The 17,873-nt window shown below is 74.0% G+C and carries 10 protein-coding genes; 3 read left to right on the forward strand and 7 right to left on the reverse strand.

Annotated features, from left to right (window positions below):
- Position 1 precedes the first annotated feature (1 nt).
- Positions 2-7,522, reverse strand: a complete 7,521-nt coding sequence (locus ACZ4MF_RS23625) for an SDR family NAD(P)-dependent oxidoreductase (RefSeq protein WP_467493898.1) — start codon at positions 7,520-7,522, stop codon at positions 2-4.
- A 348-nt stretch (positions 7,523-7,870) separates the two neighbouring features.
- A complete protein-coding gene (locus ACZ4MF_RS23630) occupies positions 7,871-9,811 on the reverse strand; it encodes a ricin-type beta-trefoil lectin domain protein (protein WP_467493899.1) in 1,941 nt (646 codons plus the stop codon).
- Positions 9,812-10,157: 346 nt separating this feature from the next.
- Between ACZ4MF_RS23630 and galU the strand changes: the two genes are divergently transcribed.
- Entirely contained in the window at positions 10,158-11,111 is a 954-nt protein-coding gene (galU, locus tag ACZ4MF_RS23635) for a UTP--glucose-1-phosphate uridylyltransferase GalU (RefSeq protein WP_467493900.1), read from the forward strand.
- Between the two features lie 210 nt (positions 11,112-11,321).
- Here galU and ACZ4MF_RS23640 read toward each other — a convergent pair whose 3' ends face one another.
- Positions 11,322-11,780, reverse strand: coding sequence for a DUF4442 domain-containing protein (locus tag ACZ4MF_RS23640; protein ID WP_356030028.1), 459 nt, complete (start codon positions 11,778-11,780; stop codon positions 11,322-11,324).
- Positions 11,781-11,906: 126 nt separating this feature from the next.
- On the opposite strand from ACZ4MF_RS23640, the gene ACZ4MF_RS23645 reads away from it, so the two are divergent.
- Positions 11,907-12,926 carry a DUF8017 domain-containing protein gene (locus tag ACZ4MF_RS23645; RefSeq protein WP_467493901.1) on the forward strand — a complete coding sequence of 340 codons (1,020 nt, stop codon included), beginning with the start codon at positions 11,907-11,909 and terminating at the stop codon, positions 12,924-12,926.
- Between the two features lie 121 nt (positions 12,927-13,047).
- On the opposite strand, the gene ACZ4MF_RS23650 is transcribed toward ACZ4MF_RS23645, so the two are convergent.
- The gene (locus tag ACZ4MF_RS23650) at positions 13,048-13,347 is read right to left on the reverse strand and encodes a hypothetical protein (protein WP_356030025.1); all 300 of its coding nucleotides are present in this window, start codon (positions 13,345-13,347) and stop codon (positions 13,048-13,050) included.
- A 200-nt stretch (positions 13,348-13,547) separates the two neighbouring features.
- Between ACZ4MF_RS23650 and ACZ4MF_RS23655 the strand changes: the two genes are divergently transcribed.
- Positions 13,548-14,846, forward strand: coding sequence for an MFS transporter (locus ACZ4MF_RS23655; RefSeq protein ID WP_467493902.1), 1,299 nt, complete (start codon positions 13,548-13,550; stop codon positions 14,844-14,846).
- Here the strand turns inward: ACZ4MF_RS23655 and ACZ4MF_RS23660 are convergent.
- The 3 genes from ACZ4MF_RS23660 to ACZ4MF_RS23670 form a co-directional block, all read right to left on the reverse strand.
- Positions 14,808-15,653 (reverse strand): spermidine synthase, encoded by an 846-nt coding sequence (locus ACZ4MF_RS23660; protein ID WP_467493903.1) that lies wholly within the window; start codon positions 15,651-15,653, stop codon positions 14,808-14,810. The two genes, ACZ4MF_RS23655 and ACZ4MF_RS23660, sit on opposite strands and share 39 nt — an antisense overlap.
- Positions 15,654-16,832, reverse strand: coding sequence for an elongation factor Tu (gene tuf / locus ACZ4MF_RS23665; protein WP_467493904.1), 1,179 nt, complete (start codon positions 16,830-16,832; stop codon positions 15,654-15,656).
- Positions 16,833-17,093: 261 nt separating this feature from the next.
- Positions 17,094-17,816 carry a DNA alkylation repair protein gene (locus ACZ4MF_RS23670; RefSeq protein ID WP_467493905.1) on the reverse strand — a complete coding sequence of 241 codons (723 nt, stop codon included), beginning with the start codon at positions 17,814-17,816 and terminating at the stop codon, positions 17,094-17,096.
- Between the last annotated feature and the right edge of the window lie 57 nt (positions 17,817-17,873).

The raw sequence follows: 17,873 nt of genomic DNA on the forward strand, positions 1-17,873 counted from the left end.
GTCACCAGCCCGACGCGGTGTGGACGACGGCACGGGCCGCCGGATCGCCCCAGGCGAGTTCCCGGAGCAGGGCCGCCGTGCCCTCGTCCGGGTCGATCAGTTCGACCCCTCGCCGGGCGTACTCCCGGCCGAGTTCCGCCCCGACCATCCCGGTGTGCGTGCCGGACGGCGCCCAGGGTCCCCAGTGGACGGTCAGCGCGCGGTTGCCGGTGCGGTCGGCCCAGTCCGCGCCGAGCGCCTCCAGCGCGTCGTTGGCGGCGGCGTAGTCGGCCTGGCCGCGGTTGCCGAGCACGGCGGCGATGCTGCCGAACAGCACCGTGAACGCCGGTGCGGCGGGCAGGTCGTCCAGAGCGGCGAACAGCGCGGCGGCCCCGGCCGTCTTCGTGCCGTAGACCCGCTGGAAGGACTCGGGGGTCTTGTCGGCGATCAGCCGGTCCTCGATGATCCCGGCGGCGAAGACGACGCCGTCGAGTCTGCCGTGTTCGGCGTGGATCTCCTTGACCGCCTGGAGGACGGCGTCCCGCTCGCGGAAGTCGACCGCGCGGTATCGTGCCTCGCTGCCGAGTGCGCCGAGTTCGGCGAGGGTGGTGGCGATCTCCCGCTGGGCGAGGAGCAGTTCGGCGGTCCTGTTGATCTCGGCGGGCTTCGGCGCCCCGGGTCCGGCGGCGAGCGCCGCCCGCAGCTCGACAGGGGTGCGGGCGGCGGCGGTGCGCGGGTCCTCGGGTGCGGTGGGCGCGGGGGTGCGGCCCAGCAGTTCGACGCGGCAGCGGCAGGCACGGGCGAGTGTGGCCGCGAACCGGGCGGTGATGCCCCGGGCGCCCCCGGCCAGCAGGACGACGGAGTCCCGGTCGAGCCCGAGCGCGGCCGCCTCGGCGGCGCCGTCGGCGGCGGGCCCGGCCCCGGTCGTGCCGAGCAGTCCGAGGGGCGCGGGCACGAGTTCCAGACCCTGGCGGGCACCGGCCGCCGTACGCAGGACGACGGGGGCGGCGGTCTTGGGGGCGCGCAGTTCGGCGAGCACGGCGTCGGCGACGGCCGCCGGTGCGGTGTCCGGTACGGCCACGACCCTGGTGAGCAGGTCGGGGTACTCGCGGCCGATGGTGCGGAACAGCCCGTCCAGCCCGGCCGCCCGCACCGCCGCCCGCTCGGCGGACCGCACGGCGAGCAGCGCGCGCGGGCCGCACGCCAGCGCCGCCCGGAGCGCCGGGAAGGCGTCCGGCAGCGCCGGGAGCTCGGGGCCGGGCAGCGCGCCCAGGTACACGACACCGTCGACGGGACCGTCGGCGGCGGCGAGGAGGCGACCGCCGTCGAGGGCCACCGGCTCGGCTCCGGCCCCGGCGAGCCGCGCCGCGACCTCGGCCGCCACCGCTTCGCCGCCGCCGAGCAGGACGAACCGCCGGCCGGCCGGGTCGAGGCCCGCCGGGCCGGCCTCCGGGAGGGGCACGGGCCGCAGCTCACAGCGCCGGGGTGGTACACCGGCGGCCAGAGGCGTTTCCGGGACCGGTGGCACGGCCGCGGCCGACGTGTGCTCCGCGCGCGGGGTGTCCGGGGTCGGCACACCGGAGTACGACGTGTCCGGCCGGTTCCCGACCGGCTCACCCCCGCCCCCGCCATCGTCCCCGGGGCCCGCTCCGGCCCGTGCCGTCAGCCACCCCGTCACCGCCGCCGCCGTACGTGCCTTCGCGAGTTCCTCCAGTTCGGCGTCGTCCAGGACGGCGGCGCCGCCCGCGATGCCCAGGCGCTTGGCGAGTTCGCCCGCTATCTCGGCCCGCTTGATGGAGTCGATGCTCAGGTCCGCCTCCAGATCGAGGTCGGGTTCGATCATGTCGACGGGATAGCCGGTACGTTCGCTGATGATCTCCAGGACGATCCGGGCCACGTCGTCCGTCGGCACGCCATCGGCCGACTCCGGTATCAACTGCCCCTTGGCCGAGGGAAGTTCGTGGCTCTCGTGCTGGACCGGCGGAACGGACAGGGCCGGCTGTGCGGACAGGGCCGGCTGTGCGGACAGCGCGGGCGGTGCGGGCCGGGCGGGCGTCTGTGGGGTGGCGCCGGGCGTGGCTCCGAAGTAGGTGAGCAGCACATCGCGCTGGGCGGCGATCATCTCCCGGCTGGTGCGCAGGAACTCCGAGATCAACGCGTCCCGGTCGGCCGGGGTGGCATGCGGCTGGTCGGTGGTCACGGTCGTCTCCACGACTCGTCGGGCCGGTGCGAGGGCACCGGGCAGGAGGGCTCCGTCGGCGGTGCGGACGAGGTGCCCGTCGACCGTCCAGCCGGGCCGTTTCGGCGCCGGGGCGCGCAGCGCGTCGACGGCGTCGCGGCCCCGCAGCAGCCAGGCCGTGCGCACCGGCCGGCCGGCGACGGCGAGCCGGGCGAGTGCGTCGAGCCAGCCGCGCAGGCCGCTGTCGGCCGTCGGTTCGCAGGCGACCGTGCGGTGCGGCCGGTCGCCGAGGATCTGGCCGACCAGCCGGGTGAGCACGGTGCCGGGCCCCGCCTCGACGAAGAGCCGCGCGCCCGCCTCGTACATCGCCTCGATCTGGGCGGCGAAGTCGACCGGGGAACCGATCTGGGCGGCGAGCTCGGCGCGCACCGCGTCGGGGTCGGCGGGGTAGGGCGCGGCGGTGCGGTTGGCGAAGACGGGGAACTCGGGCGCCCGTACCGGCTTTTCCGCGAGCACCTTCGCGAAGCGCTCGCCCGCCGCGGCCACGAGCGGGCTGTGGAAGGCGCAGGCCACGGGGATGCGCCGGGCCCCGAGCCCAGCCGCTCGCAGCAGTCGTACGGCGGTCTCGACGTCCGGCGTCGGTCCCGAAATCACCGTCTGCTCCGGAGAGTTGGCGTTGGCCACGACGACCGACGCAGGCGCCCCCGAGGTGCGCAGGGCGGCACCGACGGTCTCGGCCCCGGCGCCGACGGCGGCCATGGTGCCGGGGTCGTCACCGGCCGCCGCCAGGATCGCGGCTGCGCGTTCGCCGCTCAGTTCCAGCAAGGTCTCCGGGTCGAGGGCGCCGGCCGCGGCGAGGGCGGCCAGCTCGCCGTAGCTGTGGCCGGCGGCCTGGTCGGGTTGGACGTTCGCACAGATGAGGAAGGCGTGGGCGGCGAGACCCGCGATGCCGAGGGCGGGCTGCGCGGCCCGGGTGTCGGTGAGGGCGGCCCGGTGCCGCTCCCGGGCGGTGTCGTCGAAGGCGGCCGGCGGGTGGACGGTGTCGGCGTGGGCGCGGCCGACGTGCAGGAAGTGACGCAACTCGGGGAGGGTGACGAGGAGTTCGGCCAGCATGCCGGTGCGCTGGCTGCCCTGCCCGGGGAAGAGGAACGCGACCTGGCCGTCGAGCGCGTCCGGGCCCTCGTGCGGGTCGGTGCCCTGCGACGGGGGCGCCACGTGGATCCCGGCGGCCGGATCGTGCTCGCCGGCGAGGACCCGCCGCAGTTGCCCGGTCAGGTCGTCGACGTCCCGGGCCACGACCGCGGCCCGTACCGGTTCGTGCGTGGTGTCGGCGCGCCGGGCGGCGGCGAGGGCGAGGTCCCGCAGCCGCCAGGGCCGGCCGTCGGCCTCGGCGGCGCGGAGGATCTCCGCCACCGTGCGGTGGGCCGCCGCCGTGTCCCGGCCCCGGAACAGGAACAGCTCGCACGGCCAGGCGTCCAGGCTCTGCGCAGGCGCCGCGGCGTCGGCGTGCGCGGCCAGCACCGCGTGGAAGTTGGTGCCGCCGAACCCGAACGCGCTGACCCCGGCGACGCGCCGCGCGGGCGGCTCCGTCCAGGGGCGGGCCCGGGTGTGGAAGACGAAGGGGCTGTCGTCCTGCGTCCAGGCCGGGTTGGGCCGCTCCAGGTGCAGGGTGGGCGGGGTGATGCCGGTGTGGAGGGCGAGGGCGGCCTTGATCAGCCCGGCGAGTCCGGCGGCGCACTTGGTGTGCCCGATCTGGGACTTGACCGAGCCGAGCGCGCAACTGCCCGTGCCCGCACCGGCTTCGGCGAACACCTCGCTCAGCACGATGAGTTCGGTGCGGTCGCCCACGACGGTCCCCGTGCCGTGCGCCTCGACCAGGCCGACGTCCGCCGGTGAGACGCCCGCGTTGCGGTAGGCCCGCTCCAGGGCGGTCCGCTGGCCTTCGGGCCGGGGTGCGGTCAGGCCGAGGGAGCGGCCGTCGCTGGCGGAGCCGAGGCCCTTGACCACGCCGTAGATCCGGTCGCCGGCGCGTTCGGCGTCCGCGAGCCGCTTGAGGACCAGGCAGGCCGCGCCCTCACCGAGGGCGATGCCGTCGGCCGAGGCGTCGAAGGCCCGGGAGCGGCCGGTCGGGGAGAGCGCGTGGACGGAGGAGAACAGGACGTAGTCGTTGATGCCGTTGTGCAGGTCCGCGCCGCCGCACAGCACCAGGTCGCTGGTGCCGGAGACGAGTTCCTTGCAGGCCACGTCGAGGGCGGCGAGCGAGGAGGCGCAGGCGGCGTCGACGGTGAAGTTGGCGCCGCCGAGGTCGAGGCGGTTGGCGATCCGGCCGGAGATGACGTTGGCCAGCATGCCGGGGAAGGAGTCCTCGGTCAGCCGGGGCAACTGCTCCTCGATGCCGTCGGGGACCCGGCCGTAGTACGCGGGCAGGACGGCGCGCAGGGTGACGGCGTTGGACAGGTCGCTGCCCGCCTCGGCGCCGAAGACGACCGAGGTCCGCGCGCGGTCGAACGCCCGCCCCCGCTCGCCGTACCCGGCGTCCTCCAGCGCCCGGCGGGCCGCCTCCAGGGACAGCAGCTGGACGGGTTCGATGCTGCCGAGGGAGGCGGGCGGGATGCCGTAGCTCAGCGGGTCGAAGGGGATACGGGGCAGGAAGCCGCCCCACTTCGACGCCGTGCTGCCGGCCGCGTGGTGCACGGCGGGGTCCCAGCGGTCGGGCGGAACCTCGGTGACGGCGTCGTGTCCGGCGACGACGTTGGCCCAGAAGGAGGCGAGGTCGGGGGCCTGCGGGAACATGCAGGCCATGCCGACGATCGCGATGTCGAGCGGGGCGGGCGGGGCCGGCTCCTGCGCGGCCCGCGGATCCGGGTGCCCGGCGCGCCGGGTCAGGAAGTCGGCGGCGCCGTCGGTCACCGACCGGTGCAGCTCGGCGACGGTGGTGGTCGCCGAGCGCAGGACGGCGACCTCGCCCGCCATGAACATCCCGTCGGTCAGCTGCCGTTGCTCGTCGACGGCCGCCAACTGCCCGTCGGTGCGCCGCTCGACACCCTTGCTGGCGATGCGCAGCCGGCCGACGTTGAGACGTTCCAGTCCCTCCCAGACCTCGCGGTCGGTCAGCCCCTGCGCCCGCAGGGCGGCCTCCCGGTCCGGGTAGTCGCCGGTGAAGGGGCTCGGCACACAGCGGGTCGCGTGGCCGGGCGCGGTCCGGAGCAGGGCGGTCGTGGTGGCGCAGAGCACCTGCCGCTGGAACAGGGGCCGGATCGCGCCGTGTGCCACCGCCTCCTGCGTGAACAGGTAGGCGGTGCCCATGAGGAGGCCGACGGCGGCGCCCCGGGCGGTGAGCGGCGCGGCCAGGGCGGCGACCATCGCGGCCGACCGCTCGTCGTGGATCCCGCCCGCGAAGAAGACCTCCACCTGCCGGGCGGCCTCCTCACCTGCACTCGCCACGTACTCATCGAGTACGCCGAGTTGGGCCTCCCACAGCGGGAACGACGCCCGGGGCCCCACATGCCCGCCGCACTCGGCCCCCTCGAACACGAACCTGCGGGCCCCTGCCTCCAGGAACTGCCGCAGCAGCCCCGGCGAGGGCACGTGCAGGAAGGTCCGGATCCCGGCCCGCTCCAGCACCTCGGCCTGGGCGGGGCGGCCGCCCGCGATGACCGCGTGCGTGGGCCGCAGCTCCCGTACGGCGTCCAGCTGGGCGTTCCTGATCTCCTCCGGCGCGAAACCGAGAACACCCACACCCCAGGGCCGGCCGTCCAGCACGGCCCGCGCCTCGGTCAGCATCGCCCGGGTCCGCGCACCGTCCGCGAGGGCCAACGCCAGGAACGGCAGCGCACCGCCCTCGGCAACGGCGGCGGCGAAACCGGCCTGGTCACTGACCCGTGTCATGGGCCCCTGAGCCAACGGCAACCGCGTCCCGAGCGCCCGACTCATGGCAGACCCGGGCCGCAGGGCGACGGCCGGTGCGGCGTCGGCTGGGGCGGGGGGTCGGGTGTGGGGCGGGGTGGGTGGTGTGTCGGGTGGGGCGGAGGTTCGCGTAACGGCTGGGGCGGGGGGTGCCGGGGCGGGGGGTCCCGGGAGGAGCCGGGCGTGAGGTGCCGTGGCGGCCGAGGCGGAAGTTCCTGAAGCGGCCGGAGCGAGGGATCCCCCGGCGACCGGGGCGCGAGGTGCCGTAGCGGCCGAGGCGCAGGCTCCTGAAGCGACCGGAGGGTGGGGTGCCGTAACGGCCGGGGCGGGGGTTCGCGTGTCGGCCAGGACGTGGGGTGCCGTGACGAGCTGGGTGGAGGTTCCCGGATCGGCCAAGGCGGAGGTTCCCATGTCGGCCGGGGCGTGAGGTGCCGTGGCGGCCGAGGCGGAAGTTCCTGAAGCGGCCGGAGCGAGGGATCCCCCGGCGACCGGAGGGTGGGGTGCCGTAACGGCCGGGGCGGGAGATCCCGTATCGAGTGAGGCGGGGGTTTTCGCATCGGCCGGAGCGCCGGACCCCTTGTCGACCGGGGCATCGGGTGCCGTACGCGTCGCGTCGTGGATCGCCGCCGACAGTTCCCGTACCACCCGCCGAACGTCACCCCACTGATCGGCGAACCGGGCTGCGAGGAAGCCGTCCTGGCCCACCGGCAGCAGCTGGCCGCGCGTGTCGTCCACGCCCAGCAGGGCCGCGATCTCCTCCGGGTCGTCGGCCGGTGGCCACGGGGCGGCGAGGCCGCGGCGCCGCAGTACCCGGTGACCGCCCAGCAGCACGGTCTCCGAGCCGTCCAGGTTCCGCAGCGCGGCCCGGACCGTCTCGGGCAGGCCCGACTCGGGCAGCAGGGCCAGTTGGCTGTCGAGGACGACACCGGCCGCCCCGCCGGCCACGGCGGCCGCCGCCGTTCGCGGTCCGACACCGCCGCAGGCCCAGACCGGGACTCCCGCCAACTCGCCGTCGGACAAGAGCTGTTGCAGCAGGACGAAGGTGCTCAGGTCACCGACCCGGCCGCCGCTCTCGCCGCCCCGGGCGATCAGTCCCTGGGCACCGGAACGAACCGCGGTGTGAGCCTGACCGAGGTCGGTGACCTCGGCCAACACCCGGTACGACGGCGGGAGTTCAGCCATCGTCCACGGCGCGTCCGAGGTGAGGACGAACACGTCCGGGGCGTCCCCGACGTCGGCCGGAGCCAGCGCGCAGCGCCCGCTCACGCGTACTCCGAAGGCCCCCGGAGACGCCCGCTTCAGCCGGGACAGTTCCTCTCGTGATCTTCGATCGCCGGAGCCGAGGTCGAGGATGCCGAGCCCGCCGGCGGCGCTGGCGGCCGCGGCGAGCCCGGCGTCGGGCTCGCCGAACGGGGTGAGGCACAGGATCAGGTCGTGGGCGCGCACAGGGGAGGTCATGTTGCTCCGGCACGGTCGGCGAGACAGCACGGTGGGGGGTGTGCGGCGGAACTCTCTGGTGCGAGGGCACCGGAACCTAGCGAGGTGTTACTGAGGGGTCAATAACGTCGCGCCCAATTCGCGGGCCGTGACGCCGATTCGGCCATGCGATCGAATTCCCCGCAAGGGGAGAAAACGCGTCGAATTCCGTCACGTGCGTGGGCCCGGAACCGCCCCGGCCCACGCACCACACCGCCCCAACCCCGGCAAACCGCCCGCCCGCTTCACCGCGCACTCACCCGGGCGCAACACGCAGGGACAGTCACGCGAAGTCTGTAAATTCTGCATGACTTCACGCCGGTGACTCGATCACGATCCACCGAGCAGTTCGCGCACCGTCGCCGGTACCGCCGTGACCGGACCGGGTACGCGCCGGAGGGCACCGCCCATCGCGAGCAGCACGTCACCTGGGGGCCCCGGCTCGGTACGGCGCCGTTGCTCGCCGGCCCGGACTTGAACAATCCTGGTCTCGTTCTCGTTCTCGCGCTCGTTCCGGGCCCCGTCCCCGCCCCCGGGCGATCTCAACTGCCCGTTCCCTCCGGGAACTTCTGGGTCCCCCGGCGGCGGCTCGGGCTGCCCGGCGACGCCCGGCGCACCCGGTACCCCCGTCGGCCCTGCCCCGTCCGGCACTCCCGGGCCACCGGGCGCCACCTCACTCGCCCCCGCCCCACCCACGCCGGGTCCGAGCGCCCACCGCTGCCCCGACGAACCGTCCCGCCGCGCCACCTCGACCCCGTCGGCCGAGCCGTCCACCCCCGAAGCCAGCGCGAGTCCCCCGCCCCGGCGGAGCAGGATCTCGCCGCGCACGGTGAAGTCGTAGACCACGTCTCCCGCGTGCACGACGCAGCCGGACAGCACGACGCTCTTCGTTCCGGGGTCGGCGGCCAGGCACAGGGCCGGGTCGGCGGCGCTGCGCAGCAGTCCGTCGTCCTGGTACGACCACTGTTGCGAGGCGGCGGCCGAGCACGGGGCGAGCCGTACCTCCGCGCCCGGCCCGACGCCGCCTTCGCCCACGTCGCCCCCGCGCACTTCGCCCCCACGCACGTCCAGGCAGCGCCCGGAGTTGAGGGCGCGCAGATTGCCGTGGGCGACCTCGACGGGGGCACCCAAGCCGCCGACCGAGCCGGTGGACTCGGCGGATGCGGCCGACGCGGCGGAGGGCGCGTCGCCGGGGCGGCTGTCGCGCGCTGGGCCGGTGTGCCCGGCAGGGGCGCCCCAGGTGGCGCCCGGGGTAGGGACACCGTTGTCATCGGACCAGCTTCTGACCGCGAGGACGGTGGCGAGCAGGGCGAGCGAGGTCAGTCCGGCGCCGACGAGCAGAGCGGTTCGGCGGCGGCCCCCGGGGCCGGCGCGATGCCGGACGCCGGATGCCGCCCGGTCCGCGTCCGGGGCGGATGCGGTCGGCCACTCCTCGGCGGCGCCGCGTCCGGGGCGTGAGCCGAGGTAGCGGCGGGCGCCCCAGCCGAGCACGGTCTCGGCGAGCATCAGGCCCAGGTCGCCCTCGAACTGCCCGATGGTGTCGGCGGCATGCCGGCAGTACGGACAGACCGTCAGATGGTGTCGCACATCCGGCAGCAGGGCTCCGCCGCGGCGCATCGGGACGTCGAGGAGCCGGTTGTAGAAACGGCATTCCTTCGTCGGTGCGAGTTCTCTGTGGGCACGTACGCAGCCCGCACGGAATTGCTCGCGGACCCGTTCCAGGGCGGCCGTCGCGGTGGCCGGAGCGATACCCAGCAGACCAGCGGGTATGTTTATCGGCTCCGCTTCCACCTCGGTGTGCCACAGAAGGCATTGCGACGCGCCGGGAAGGTCCCGGAAAGCGCGTTCGGCGAGCCGTCGCCTTTCCGGCGTTCCGGGCTGCGCGGCACGCAGCCCTCGGCCGCCGGTGGGTCTGCGCAATTCCGGCAGAGTCATACAGGTCGCGTCGTCGGCGGCCCAGGTGCGGACGGTGTCGCGGACGGCGACCAGGAGGTGCGGGCGCAGGGCCCCGCCGACGGCGCCGCCCGCAGCGCGGCCGAGCACGTCGTGGAAGGCGGCGGTGGCGACGAGCGGGGCGGCGGGGCCGAAGGAGGCGAGGCAGACGACGGCGTAGTCGCGTGCGGCTCGCCAGTGCCGGGCCAGGAGCACCGCGACGGCGTGATGGCGGGCGACGTGCGGGCCGGTCAGCCGGGCGAGGAGATCCCGGTCGGAGGCTCCGCCCGGACCGGGCAGGGGCGGGTACGGCGGGCGTGGGGGGTGAGGGGACTGCACGGAACCATTTCCTTTCCCACCGCAGAACTGCGTACGAAATGCGGTTCTGTCGGAAAGCAGTGCCTGATTGGTGCGTACCACCAGGGCCGGTCTCGGCGTTCGACGCCGGCCTTTGCCCTTCCCGCGGGGAGGCTCACCTTCGCACACGCGCCTCACAGGAAACAAGAAGATGGATTGACTGGGCTTCAAAGTCGGCGAATTCCACAAGAGTTACCGTCGGTATCCCATCCCGGCGGGATCTCCGACAGTTCTCCTCCAGGCGACTCCGACGGCTTCTCCGGCGTCCACAGCCGGTTCCCATGCTTCTCCGGGCGCACTCTCATCCACGCGCTCCACCATGAGCCGCATGATCGCCCCCCACTCCACAGCGACTCCCGATTCCCCCCGCGCCGTGCGCAAGGCCGTCGTACCGGCCGCGGGACTCGGCACCCGGTTCCTGCCCGCGACCAAGGCCATGCCGAAGGAGATGCTGCCGGTCGTCGACAAGCCGGCCATCCAGTACGTGGTCGAGGAGGCCGCCGCTGCCGGTCTCGACGACGTCCTGATGGTCACCGGCCGGCACAAGCGGGCCATCGAGGACCACTTCGACAACGCCTTCGAGCTGGAGCAGGCGCTTGCCGCCAAGGGCGACACCGTGCGTCTGGACGCCGTACGCGATCCGGCCCGGCTCGCCGACATCCACCACATCCGCCAGGGCGACCCGCTCGGTCTCGGCCACGCGGTGCTGTGCGCCCGGCACCACGTAGGGGGCGAGCCGTTCGCGGTCCTGCTCGGCGACGATCTGATCGACCCGCGCGAGACCCTGCTGAGCCGCATGCTGGACGTGCGCGAGCGCCACGAGGGCAGCGTGGTCGCGCTGATGGAGGTCGATCCGGAGCAGATCCACCTCTACGGCTGCGCGGCGGTCGAGGCGACGGGCGAGGAGGGTGTCGTACGGGTCACCGGCCTGGTGGAGAAGCCGGCACCCGGAACCGCGCCGAGCCGGTACGCGGTCATCGGCCGGTACGTGCTGGACCCGGCGGTGTTCGACGTCCTGGAGCGCACCCCGCCGGGTCGCGGCGGCGAGATCCAGCTGACCGACGCCCTCCAGGACCTCGCGACGGGCGGCACCGTGCACGGGGTCGTCTTCGACGGGCTGCGCTACGACACCGGCGACAAGGCCGACTACCTGCGCACGGTGGTCCGACTGGCCTGCGACCGGCCGGACCTGGGGCCCGAATTCCGGCGCTGGCTCGGGGAGTTCGTGGCCGGCCTGGCGGACGGCGCGACCGGCGACGGCGCGGAACACCGGGCCGCCTGAGCCGTCAACGGCCCGCCCGCCGGTCCGGGGCGGCGGCGCCGGTGGCGGGGTGGCGGTCCGCCCACCGGACGGGAACCGGAGCGCTGCCCGGCCGTGGAGGGGGTGCGCCGGCCGACCCCTTCTGCACGGGCGCGCCCACCGCCAGCGGCAGCCCGGAACCCCCGACGCCTCGCCGGCGGGGCCCTCGTGCCGGTGTCACGAAATGCCGGGTCAGTCCTGCTTGTTGGGACGCAGTGTCCAGACCACCGTCATCTCACTGGTGACGGCGCCGTCCGCACGCCGGATCTCGATCGCCACGGGAAACTCGGGGCGCTGCCCCGCGTCCAGCTCGGCGACGACCTCGGCGGCCGGGCGGCCCAGGGTCGCGGTCGCGGTGACGGCGCCCATCGCCAGCTTCTTGTAGGCGATCTCGGCGCGGACCGCGAGCGGCACCGCGCGTGCGAGCTGGTCCCCGAAGGCGGCCAGCACGATGGCGCCGCTGGCCGACTCTCCGAGCGTGAACATCGCCCCGGCGTGGGGCCCGCCCACGTGGTTGTGGAAGGCGTCCTGGTCCGGCAGGGACACGACGGCGCGCTCACGGCTCGTCTCCAGGAACTCCAGGTTCAGCGTCCGGGCCATGGGCACGGTGGCGGCGAGCATCTCGCCGATCGACATCTGGTCTGCGCTCATGGACCTCATGTTACTCACGAGTAGCCGAAACTGGCCAGCACGAACCGGTACCCGCCCGCACTTCGCTACGGCCCTGACGAGGGCCGGTGACCGAATCGTGTCCCTGGCCCCATAGAGTTACTGGCCATGTGGCCAGATCAGCAGCCGCCAGGGGGCGCGCCGAACCCGCAGCAGAACCCGTACCAGCAGCCGGGTTACCAGCAGCCGAACCCGTACCAGCAGCCCGGGTACCAGCAGTACCCGCAGGCCGGGCAGTATGGTCAGCAGCCGCAGTGGGGGCAGCCGCAGCCGCCCACCGTGCCCGTTGCGACACCTCCGCAGGGCGGCGGCGGCCGTACGAAGATGATCGCGATCATCGCGGCGGCGGCCGTGGTGGTCGCCGCAGGCGTGACCGGATTCCTGGTCCTCGGCAAGGACGGCAAGAAGGACGACACCGCGGGCGGCGGCAAGGGCGGTGCGCACACGAGCCAGTCGCCGACGCAGGCCCCCACGGCCACCTCGTCCTCGGACGACGGCGACCCGCGCGGCAACCAGACGGAGAAGCCGACCGTCGCGGGCTGGAAGGTCGTGGTGAACCCCAAGTACGGCACGGCTTTCGACGTACCGGCCGACTGGGAGGTCGAACGGCCCGGCATCTTCAGCTTCTTCGAGGACAAGAAGAAGGGCGACGGGTCGGCATACATCGGCTTCTCCGGGCCCTCGTTCCTGAAGCAGGACTACTGCACCACCGACGACAACGGCTCGAAGGAGTTCTACGCGCTCGCGGGCAGCGGCACGAAGGGCGAGAACGGCGGCAAGGACACGGCCAGCATCGCCCGCGGCGACGCGGCCGCCTTCGCGTTCGGCGGATACACGGACCAGTCGGACGCCGACAAGAAGTATCTCAAGATCGGCGAGGCGAAGCCCTTCACGACGGCGTCGGGGCTGAAGGGCAGCGTCGCGACGTCGTACGTCGTCGGTGTGCCCAAGAAGAACAAGTGCGCCACCGACGGCAAGGCCATCACGTTCGCCTTCAAGAACTCCGTCGACAACTTCGTCTCGTGGACGCTCTACGGCGCCAAGGGCGTCAAGGACGAACTGTCCGACGCGACCGTCCAGAAGATCCTCGGCACGGTACGGCTGCACGGCAAACCGACCCTGCAGTGACCGGCAGTCCCGGCCCGCCGGAAACGGGGGCCGGGACCGGCAGTGTGGGCAGACCTGACAGGCGTGTGGCGCCGCCCACCCGTGAAACGGGACGGGCGGCGCCACACATCGAACCGGATGCTCAGCCGGGGAACGGCTTGCTCCCGTCCCGCTCGGACGCGATGCACTGGTCGAGCCGGTGCTGGAGGGCGGCCGCGTCGCTGAGCGCCTTCCTGGCCGCCGCGTCCTCCCCCAACTGCTTGAGCTGCGCGGCCTTGCGCTTGAGGTCGGCTATCTGCTGGCGCATCCGGCTCTCGTTGCACGTGATGGCGACCTTCGAGACCACGTGGCCGGCCGGGGCGGCCTGAGCGGGCACCGACGTGACAAGGAAGCCTCCGGCGACGGCCACGGAAACGGCCAGGGCGGAAAGGCGCTTGGTCATGTGTTGTTTCCCCCAGATAGGGCGTGTTTGGGTCGGAGTGGATCTTACAAGTTTCTTGAACTCGCCGGTAACAAGCCCCGCCACCCCCGGACTTGACCCCCGCCCTCGATCAGCGCCCTCGCCTTCCGCAGGGTGGCCACCCCTTCCTGACGTCCGCAAACTCGCTTGGCAAACCCGGAGCGGGAAGGGACAGTCGACCGGTGACCGAGATCTCCGGCTCCCCCGCCCACCCCCACAGACCCACCTGGGCGAGCCGCAACTACTCCCTGCTGACCGCGGCGGCCGTCATCACCGGCCTCGGCGCGAACGGCTCGCTCATCGCCGCCGCGTTCGCCGTGCTGGAGTCGGGCGGCGACGGCGGGGACGTGGGCCTGGTGGCCGCCGCGCGCACGCTGCCGCTGGTGGTGTTCCTGCTCATCGGCGGTGCCGTCGCCGACCGGGTGCCCCGGCACCGGGTGATGGTCGCCGCCAACGCCCTCAACTGCCTGTCCCAGGGCGCCTTCGCCCTGCTCGTGCTGACCGGCGAGCCCAGACTGTGGCAGATGATGCTGCTCACCGCGCTGGGCGGCACCGGGCAGGCGTTCTTCGGCCCGGCGGCCGAGGGCATGCTGATGTCCTCCGTGGACGGCGAACAGGCGGGCCGGGCGTTCGCCTTCTTCCGCATGGCCACGCAGGGCGCGGCCCTCGGCGGGGCCGCGCTCGGCGGTGTGCTGGTCGCCGCCGTCGGCCCCGGCTGGGTGCTCGCGATCGACGCGGCGGGCTTCGCCGTCGCGGGCGCCCTGCGCTCCTTCCTCGACGTCGGCCACATCCCGCCGCGCACCCCGGGCGAGAGCATGCTGGCCGATCTCCGCGAGGGCTGGCGGGAGTTCGTCGGCCGGCCCTGGCTGTGGGGGATCGTCGTGCAGTTCTCCATCGCCAACGCGGTGGTCGGCGCGGCCGATTCGGTCTACGGCCCGCTCGTCGCCCGCGACCGCCTGGGCGGTGCCGGGCCCTGGGGCCTCGCGCTGGCGTCCTTCGGCGTGGGCACGGTGGCCGGCGCCCTGCTGATGACCCGCTGGAAGCCCCGCCGGCTGCTGCTCGCCGGCACGCTCTGCGTCTTCCCCCTGGCCCTGCCCTCGGCCGCGCTGGCCGTGCCGGTGCCGGTGGGCGCACTGTACGTGGTGATGTTCGTCGCCGGTACGACGGTGGAGGTGTTCGCCGTCTCCTGGATGACCGCGCTGCACCAGGAGATCCCCGAGGACAAGCTCTCCCGGGTCTCGGCGTACGACTGGTTCGGTTCGGTCGCGCTGCTGCCCCTCGCCACTGCGTTGGCGGGCCCGGCGGAGTCCGTCTTCGGCCGGGCGGCCGCCCTGTGGGGCTGTGCCGTCCTGGTCGTCCTGGTCACCGCGCTGGTGCTGCTGGTCCGGGACGTGCGCACGCTGACCCGCCGCACCCAGCCGGTCGCCGACTCCACGCCCGCGTCAGCCGATGCCGAACGCCCCGTCGGGGGGCTCGGGTGACGGTACGGCGTCCGCGTCCTCGACCGGCCGCGCGCCGCCGATGAACTCCCGTACCGCCGCCCCGTGTTCGACTCGCGCCGGGAAGGCGTCCGCCGCCGTGCGCCGGGCCAGGGCGGCGACGTCGAGGGGCCGGTGCGAGGCGACCAGCACGGCGTTGCCGAACCGCCGCCCGCGCAGCACACCCGGCTCGGCGATCAGCAGCAGCTCCTCGAACAGCTCGGCGAACGCGGCCAGTTGGGAGCGGAGGAAGGCGAACGGCGCGGAGTCCGGGAGGTTGGCCAGATAGACCCCGCCGGGACGCAGCACCCGCTCGGCCTCGCGGGCGTAGGCCCGCGTGGTGAGATGCGCCGGCACCCGGGAGCCGCCGAAGACGTCGGCGATCAGCACATCGGCGTGATCGTCCGGCGCGCCCTCCAGCCAGGCCCGGGCGTCGGCCGCGTGCAGTTCGACACCCGAGCCCGCCGGCAGCGGCAGATGCTCGACGACCAGCTCCAGCAGGGCGGCGTCCGCCTCGACGACGTCCTGCCGTGAGCCGGGCCGGGTCGCCGCCACGTACCGCGGCAACGTCAGCGCACCCCCGCCGAGATGCGCCACGTCCAGCGCCCGCCCGGCCTCGGCCACGACGTCGAGCACATACCCGAGGCGCCGCGCGTACTCGAACTCCAGATACGAGGGATCATCGAGATCGACGTACGACTGCGGCGCCCCGTCGACCGTGAGCAGCCAGGCCCGCGCACGGTCGACGTCGGGCATGAGCTTGGCGGTGCCGCGGTCGGTGGTGCGGAAGACGGGTATCGATTCGTTCACTCATCCATTGTGGACAACCGTCACCGTTCCCGCGCCCACGGTCCGGCCGCCCTCACGGACGGCGAACCCGAGCCCCGGCTCCAGTGGCACCTCGCGGCCCAGCTCGACCGTCATCTCCACGGTCTCGCCGGGCCGGGCCGCCCCCGCCGCGCCGAGGTCGACGTCGCCGACCACGTCCGCCGTGCGGATGTAGAACTGCGGCCGGTACCCGCTCGCGACCGGTGTCGTACGACCGCCCTCGCGCCCCGAGAGCAGATAGACCCGCGCCGAGAACCGCCGGGCCGGCACGACGCTGCCGGGAGCCGCGACGACGTGGCCGCGCCGGACGGCGTCCCGGGGCACGCCCCGCAGCAGCACCGCCACGTTGTCCCCGGCCTGCGCCTCCGCCATGGGCTTGCCGAAGGTCTCCAGCCCGGTGACGACGGTCTCGACGTCGGCGCCCAGCACCGACACGCGGTCACCGACCCGGAGCGTGCCCCGCTCCACCGCGCCGGTGACGACCGTGCCCCGGCCGGTGATGGTGAGCACGTTCTCCACCGGCAGCAGGAACGGCGCGTCCAGGTACCGCTCGGGCATGGGCACATAGGTGTCCACCGCGTCGAGCAGCGCCTCGATGGACGCCGTCCAGCGCGGGTCGCCCTCCAGCGCCCGGAGCCCGGAGACCCGCACGACGGGTACGGCGTCCCCGGGGTAGCCCTGCGCCGTGAGCAGGTCGCGCACCTCCAGCTCGACCAGGTCGGTCAGCTCCTCGTCCGCGGCGCCGTCCGCCTTGTTCAGCGCGACGACGATGTGGTCGACGCCCACCTGGCGGGCGAGCAGCACGTGCTCGGCGGTCTGCGGCATGATCCCGTCGAGCGCGGAGACGACGAGGATCGCCCCGTCGAGCTGCGCGGCGCCGGTGACCATGTTCTTGACGTAGTCGGCGTGGCCCGGCATGTCCACGTGGGCGTAGTGCCGGGTGCCGGTCTCGTACTCGACGTGCGCGATGTTGATGGTGATGCCGCGGGCCGCCTCCTCCGGGGCCCGGTCGATGCGGTCGAAGGGCACGAAGGTGCCGGTGCCCCGCTCGGCGAGGACCTTGGTGATGGCGGCGGTCAGGGTGGTCTTGCCGTGGTCGACGTGACCCATGGTGCCGATGTTCAGGTGCGGCTTGGTGCGCACGTAGGCCGTTTTGGACATGGCTGTACCTCGAAGCCTCTCAGGCGTGGGAAGAGATGCGGGACCCCCGGGGACCGGCCGACCCTCCCCCTGCGGGGTCCGCCGGAATGTCCGGAGAGGGTCAGCTTCGGGCGCCGTCGACAGCGGCCGCGAGATACGGGACGGCAGCCTTCGGCGCATCCGCGACGGCGGATGCTGCGAGGAGGAAGGCGTACCGGAACATGTCGTCGATCATCGCCGAGGAGCCGTTCGGCGTCGAATGGTTTTCCGTGCCGGACGCCGTCAGGCGCCGATGTTCTTCAGCGCCTCCCGCACGCTCAGCGGGGCGAACCGGCCCCGCTCCCGCGCCAGGAACGCCCGCACGGCCCCGGGGTCGGTCTTGGCGTACGCGCGCAGGGCCCAGCCGATCGCCTTGCGGACGAAGAAGTCGGGGTGCCCGGACTGGAGCAGGCAGTAGCCGAACAGCCGCTCCGCGTCGGTGCGTTCCTTCCACGCCAGCTGGTGCAGCAGAGCTGTGCGGACCACCCACAGCTCGCCGTCGGTGATCCAGGCGTCCATGTCTGCGGCGAGTTCCGGATCCGCGGCGACGAGCGTGCCGACGACGTGGGCGGCGAGCAGGTCGACGGTGTCCCACCAGGGGACGGTCGTCACCAGGTACCGGGTCACCGGCAGGAAGCCGGAGCCGCAGCGGGCGGCGTGCCGGCGCAGGTAGTCCACGGCGAAGTAGTGGTACTCACGCTCGGGCAGCGCCCAGCAGCGCAGGGCGATCGCGGTGCAGTCGGCCTCGTCGGGGCGGGGCGTACCCGCGAGGACGGTGCGGGACAGGGCGCGGCGGGCCGGGGTCGGGATGCCGAGGAAGGGGGCCACGTCCTTCATGTAGTCCCGCATGGCGACGGCCCGCCCGGGGTCCCCGGCGGCCGCGTACGCGGGCGTGAGCCGGGCCAGCACGGTGTCGGCGAGCGCGCTGCGCGGCACGCGCGGCGGGGTCGCACCGGTGACGGTCATGGTACGAACGATACGGGGGTTGCGCCCCGTTTCGTACGGGCGCTCCCCGGAGGTACC

Source organism: Streptomyces sp. NPDC025793 (assembly GCF_055558375.1).

Bases quoted from the DNA above. Each gene is read 5' to 3' on its own strand.
- ACZ4MF_RS23625 (WP_467493898.1), bottom strand. From the start codon at position 7,522: ATGACCTCCCCTGTGCGCGCCCACGACCTGATCCTGTGCCTCACCCCG.
- galU (WP_467493900.1), top strand. From the start codon at position 10,158: ATGATCGCCCCCCACTCCACAGCGACTCCCGATTCCCCCCGCGCCGTG.
- ACZ4MF_RS23640 (WP_356030028.1), bottom strand. From the start codon at position 11,780: ATGAGCGCAGACCAGATGTCGATCGGCGAGATGCTCGCCGCCACCGTG.
- ACZ4MF_RS23645 (WP_467493901.1), top strand. From the start codon at position 11,907: ATGTGGCCAGATCAGCAGCCGCCAGGGGGCGCGCCGAACCCGCAGCAG.
- ACZ4MF_RS23650 (WP_356030025.1), bottom strand. From the start codon at position 13,347: ATGACCAAGCGCCTTTCCGCCCTGGCCGTTTCCGTGGCCGTCGCCGGA.
- tuf (WP_467493904.1), bottom strand. From the start codon at position 16,832: ATGTCCAAAACGGCCTACGTGCGCACCAAGCCGCACCTGAACATCGGC.
- ACZ4MF_RS23670 (WP_467493905.1), bottom strand. From the start codon at position 17,816: ATGACCGTCACCGGTGCGACCCCGCCGCGCGTGCCGCGCAGCGCGCTC.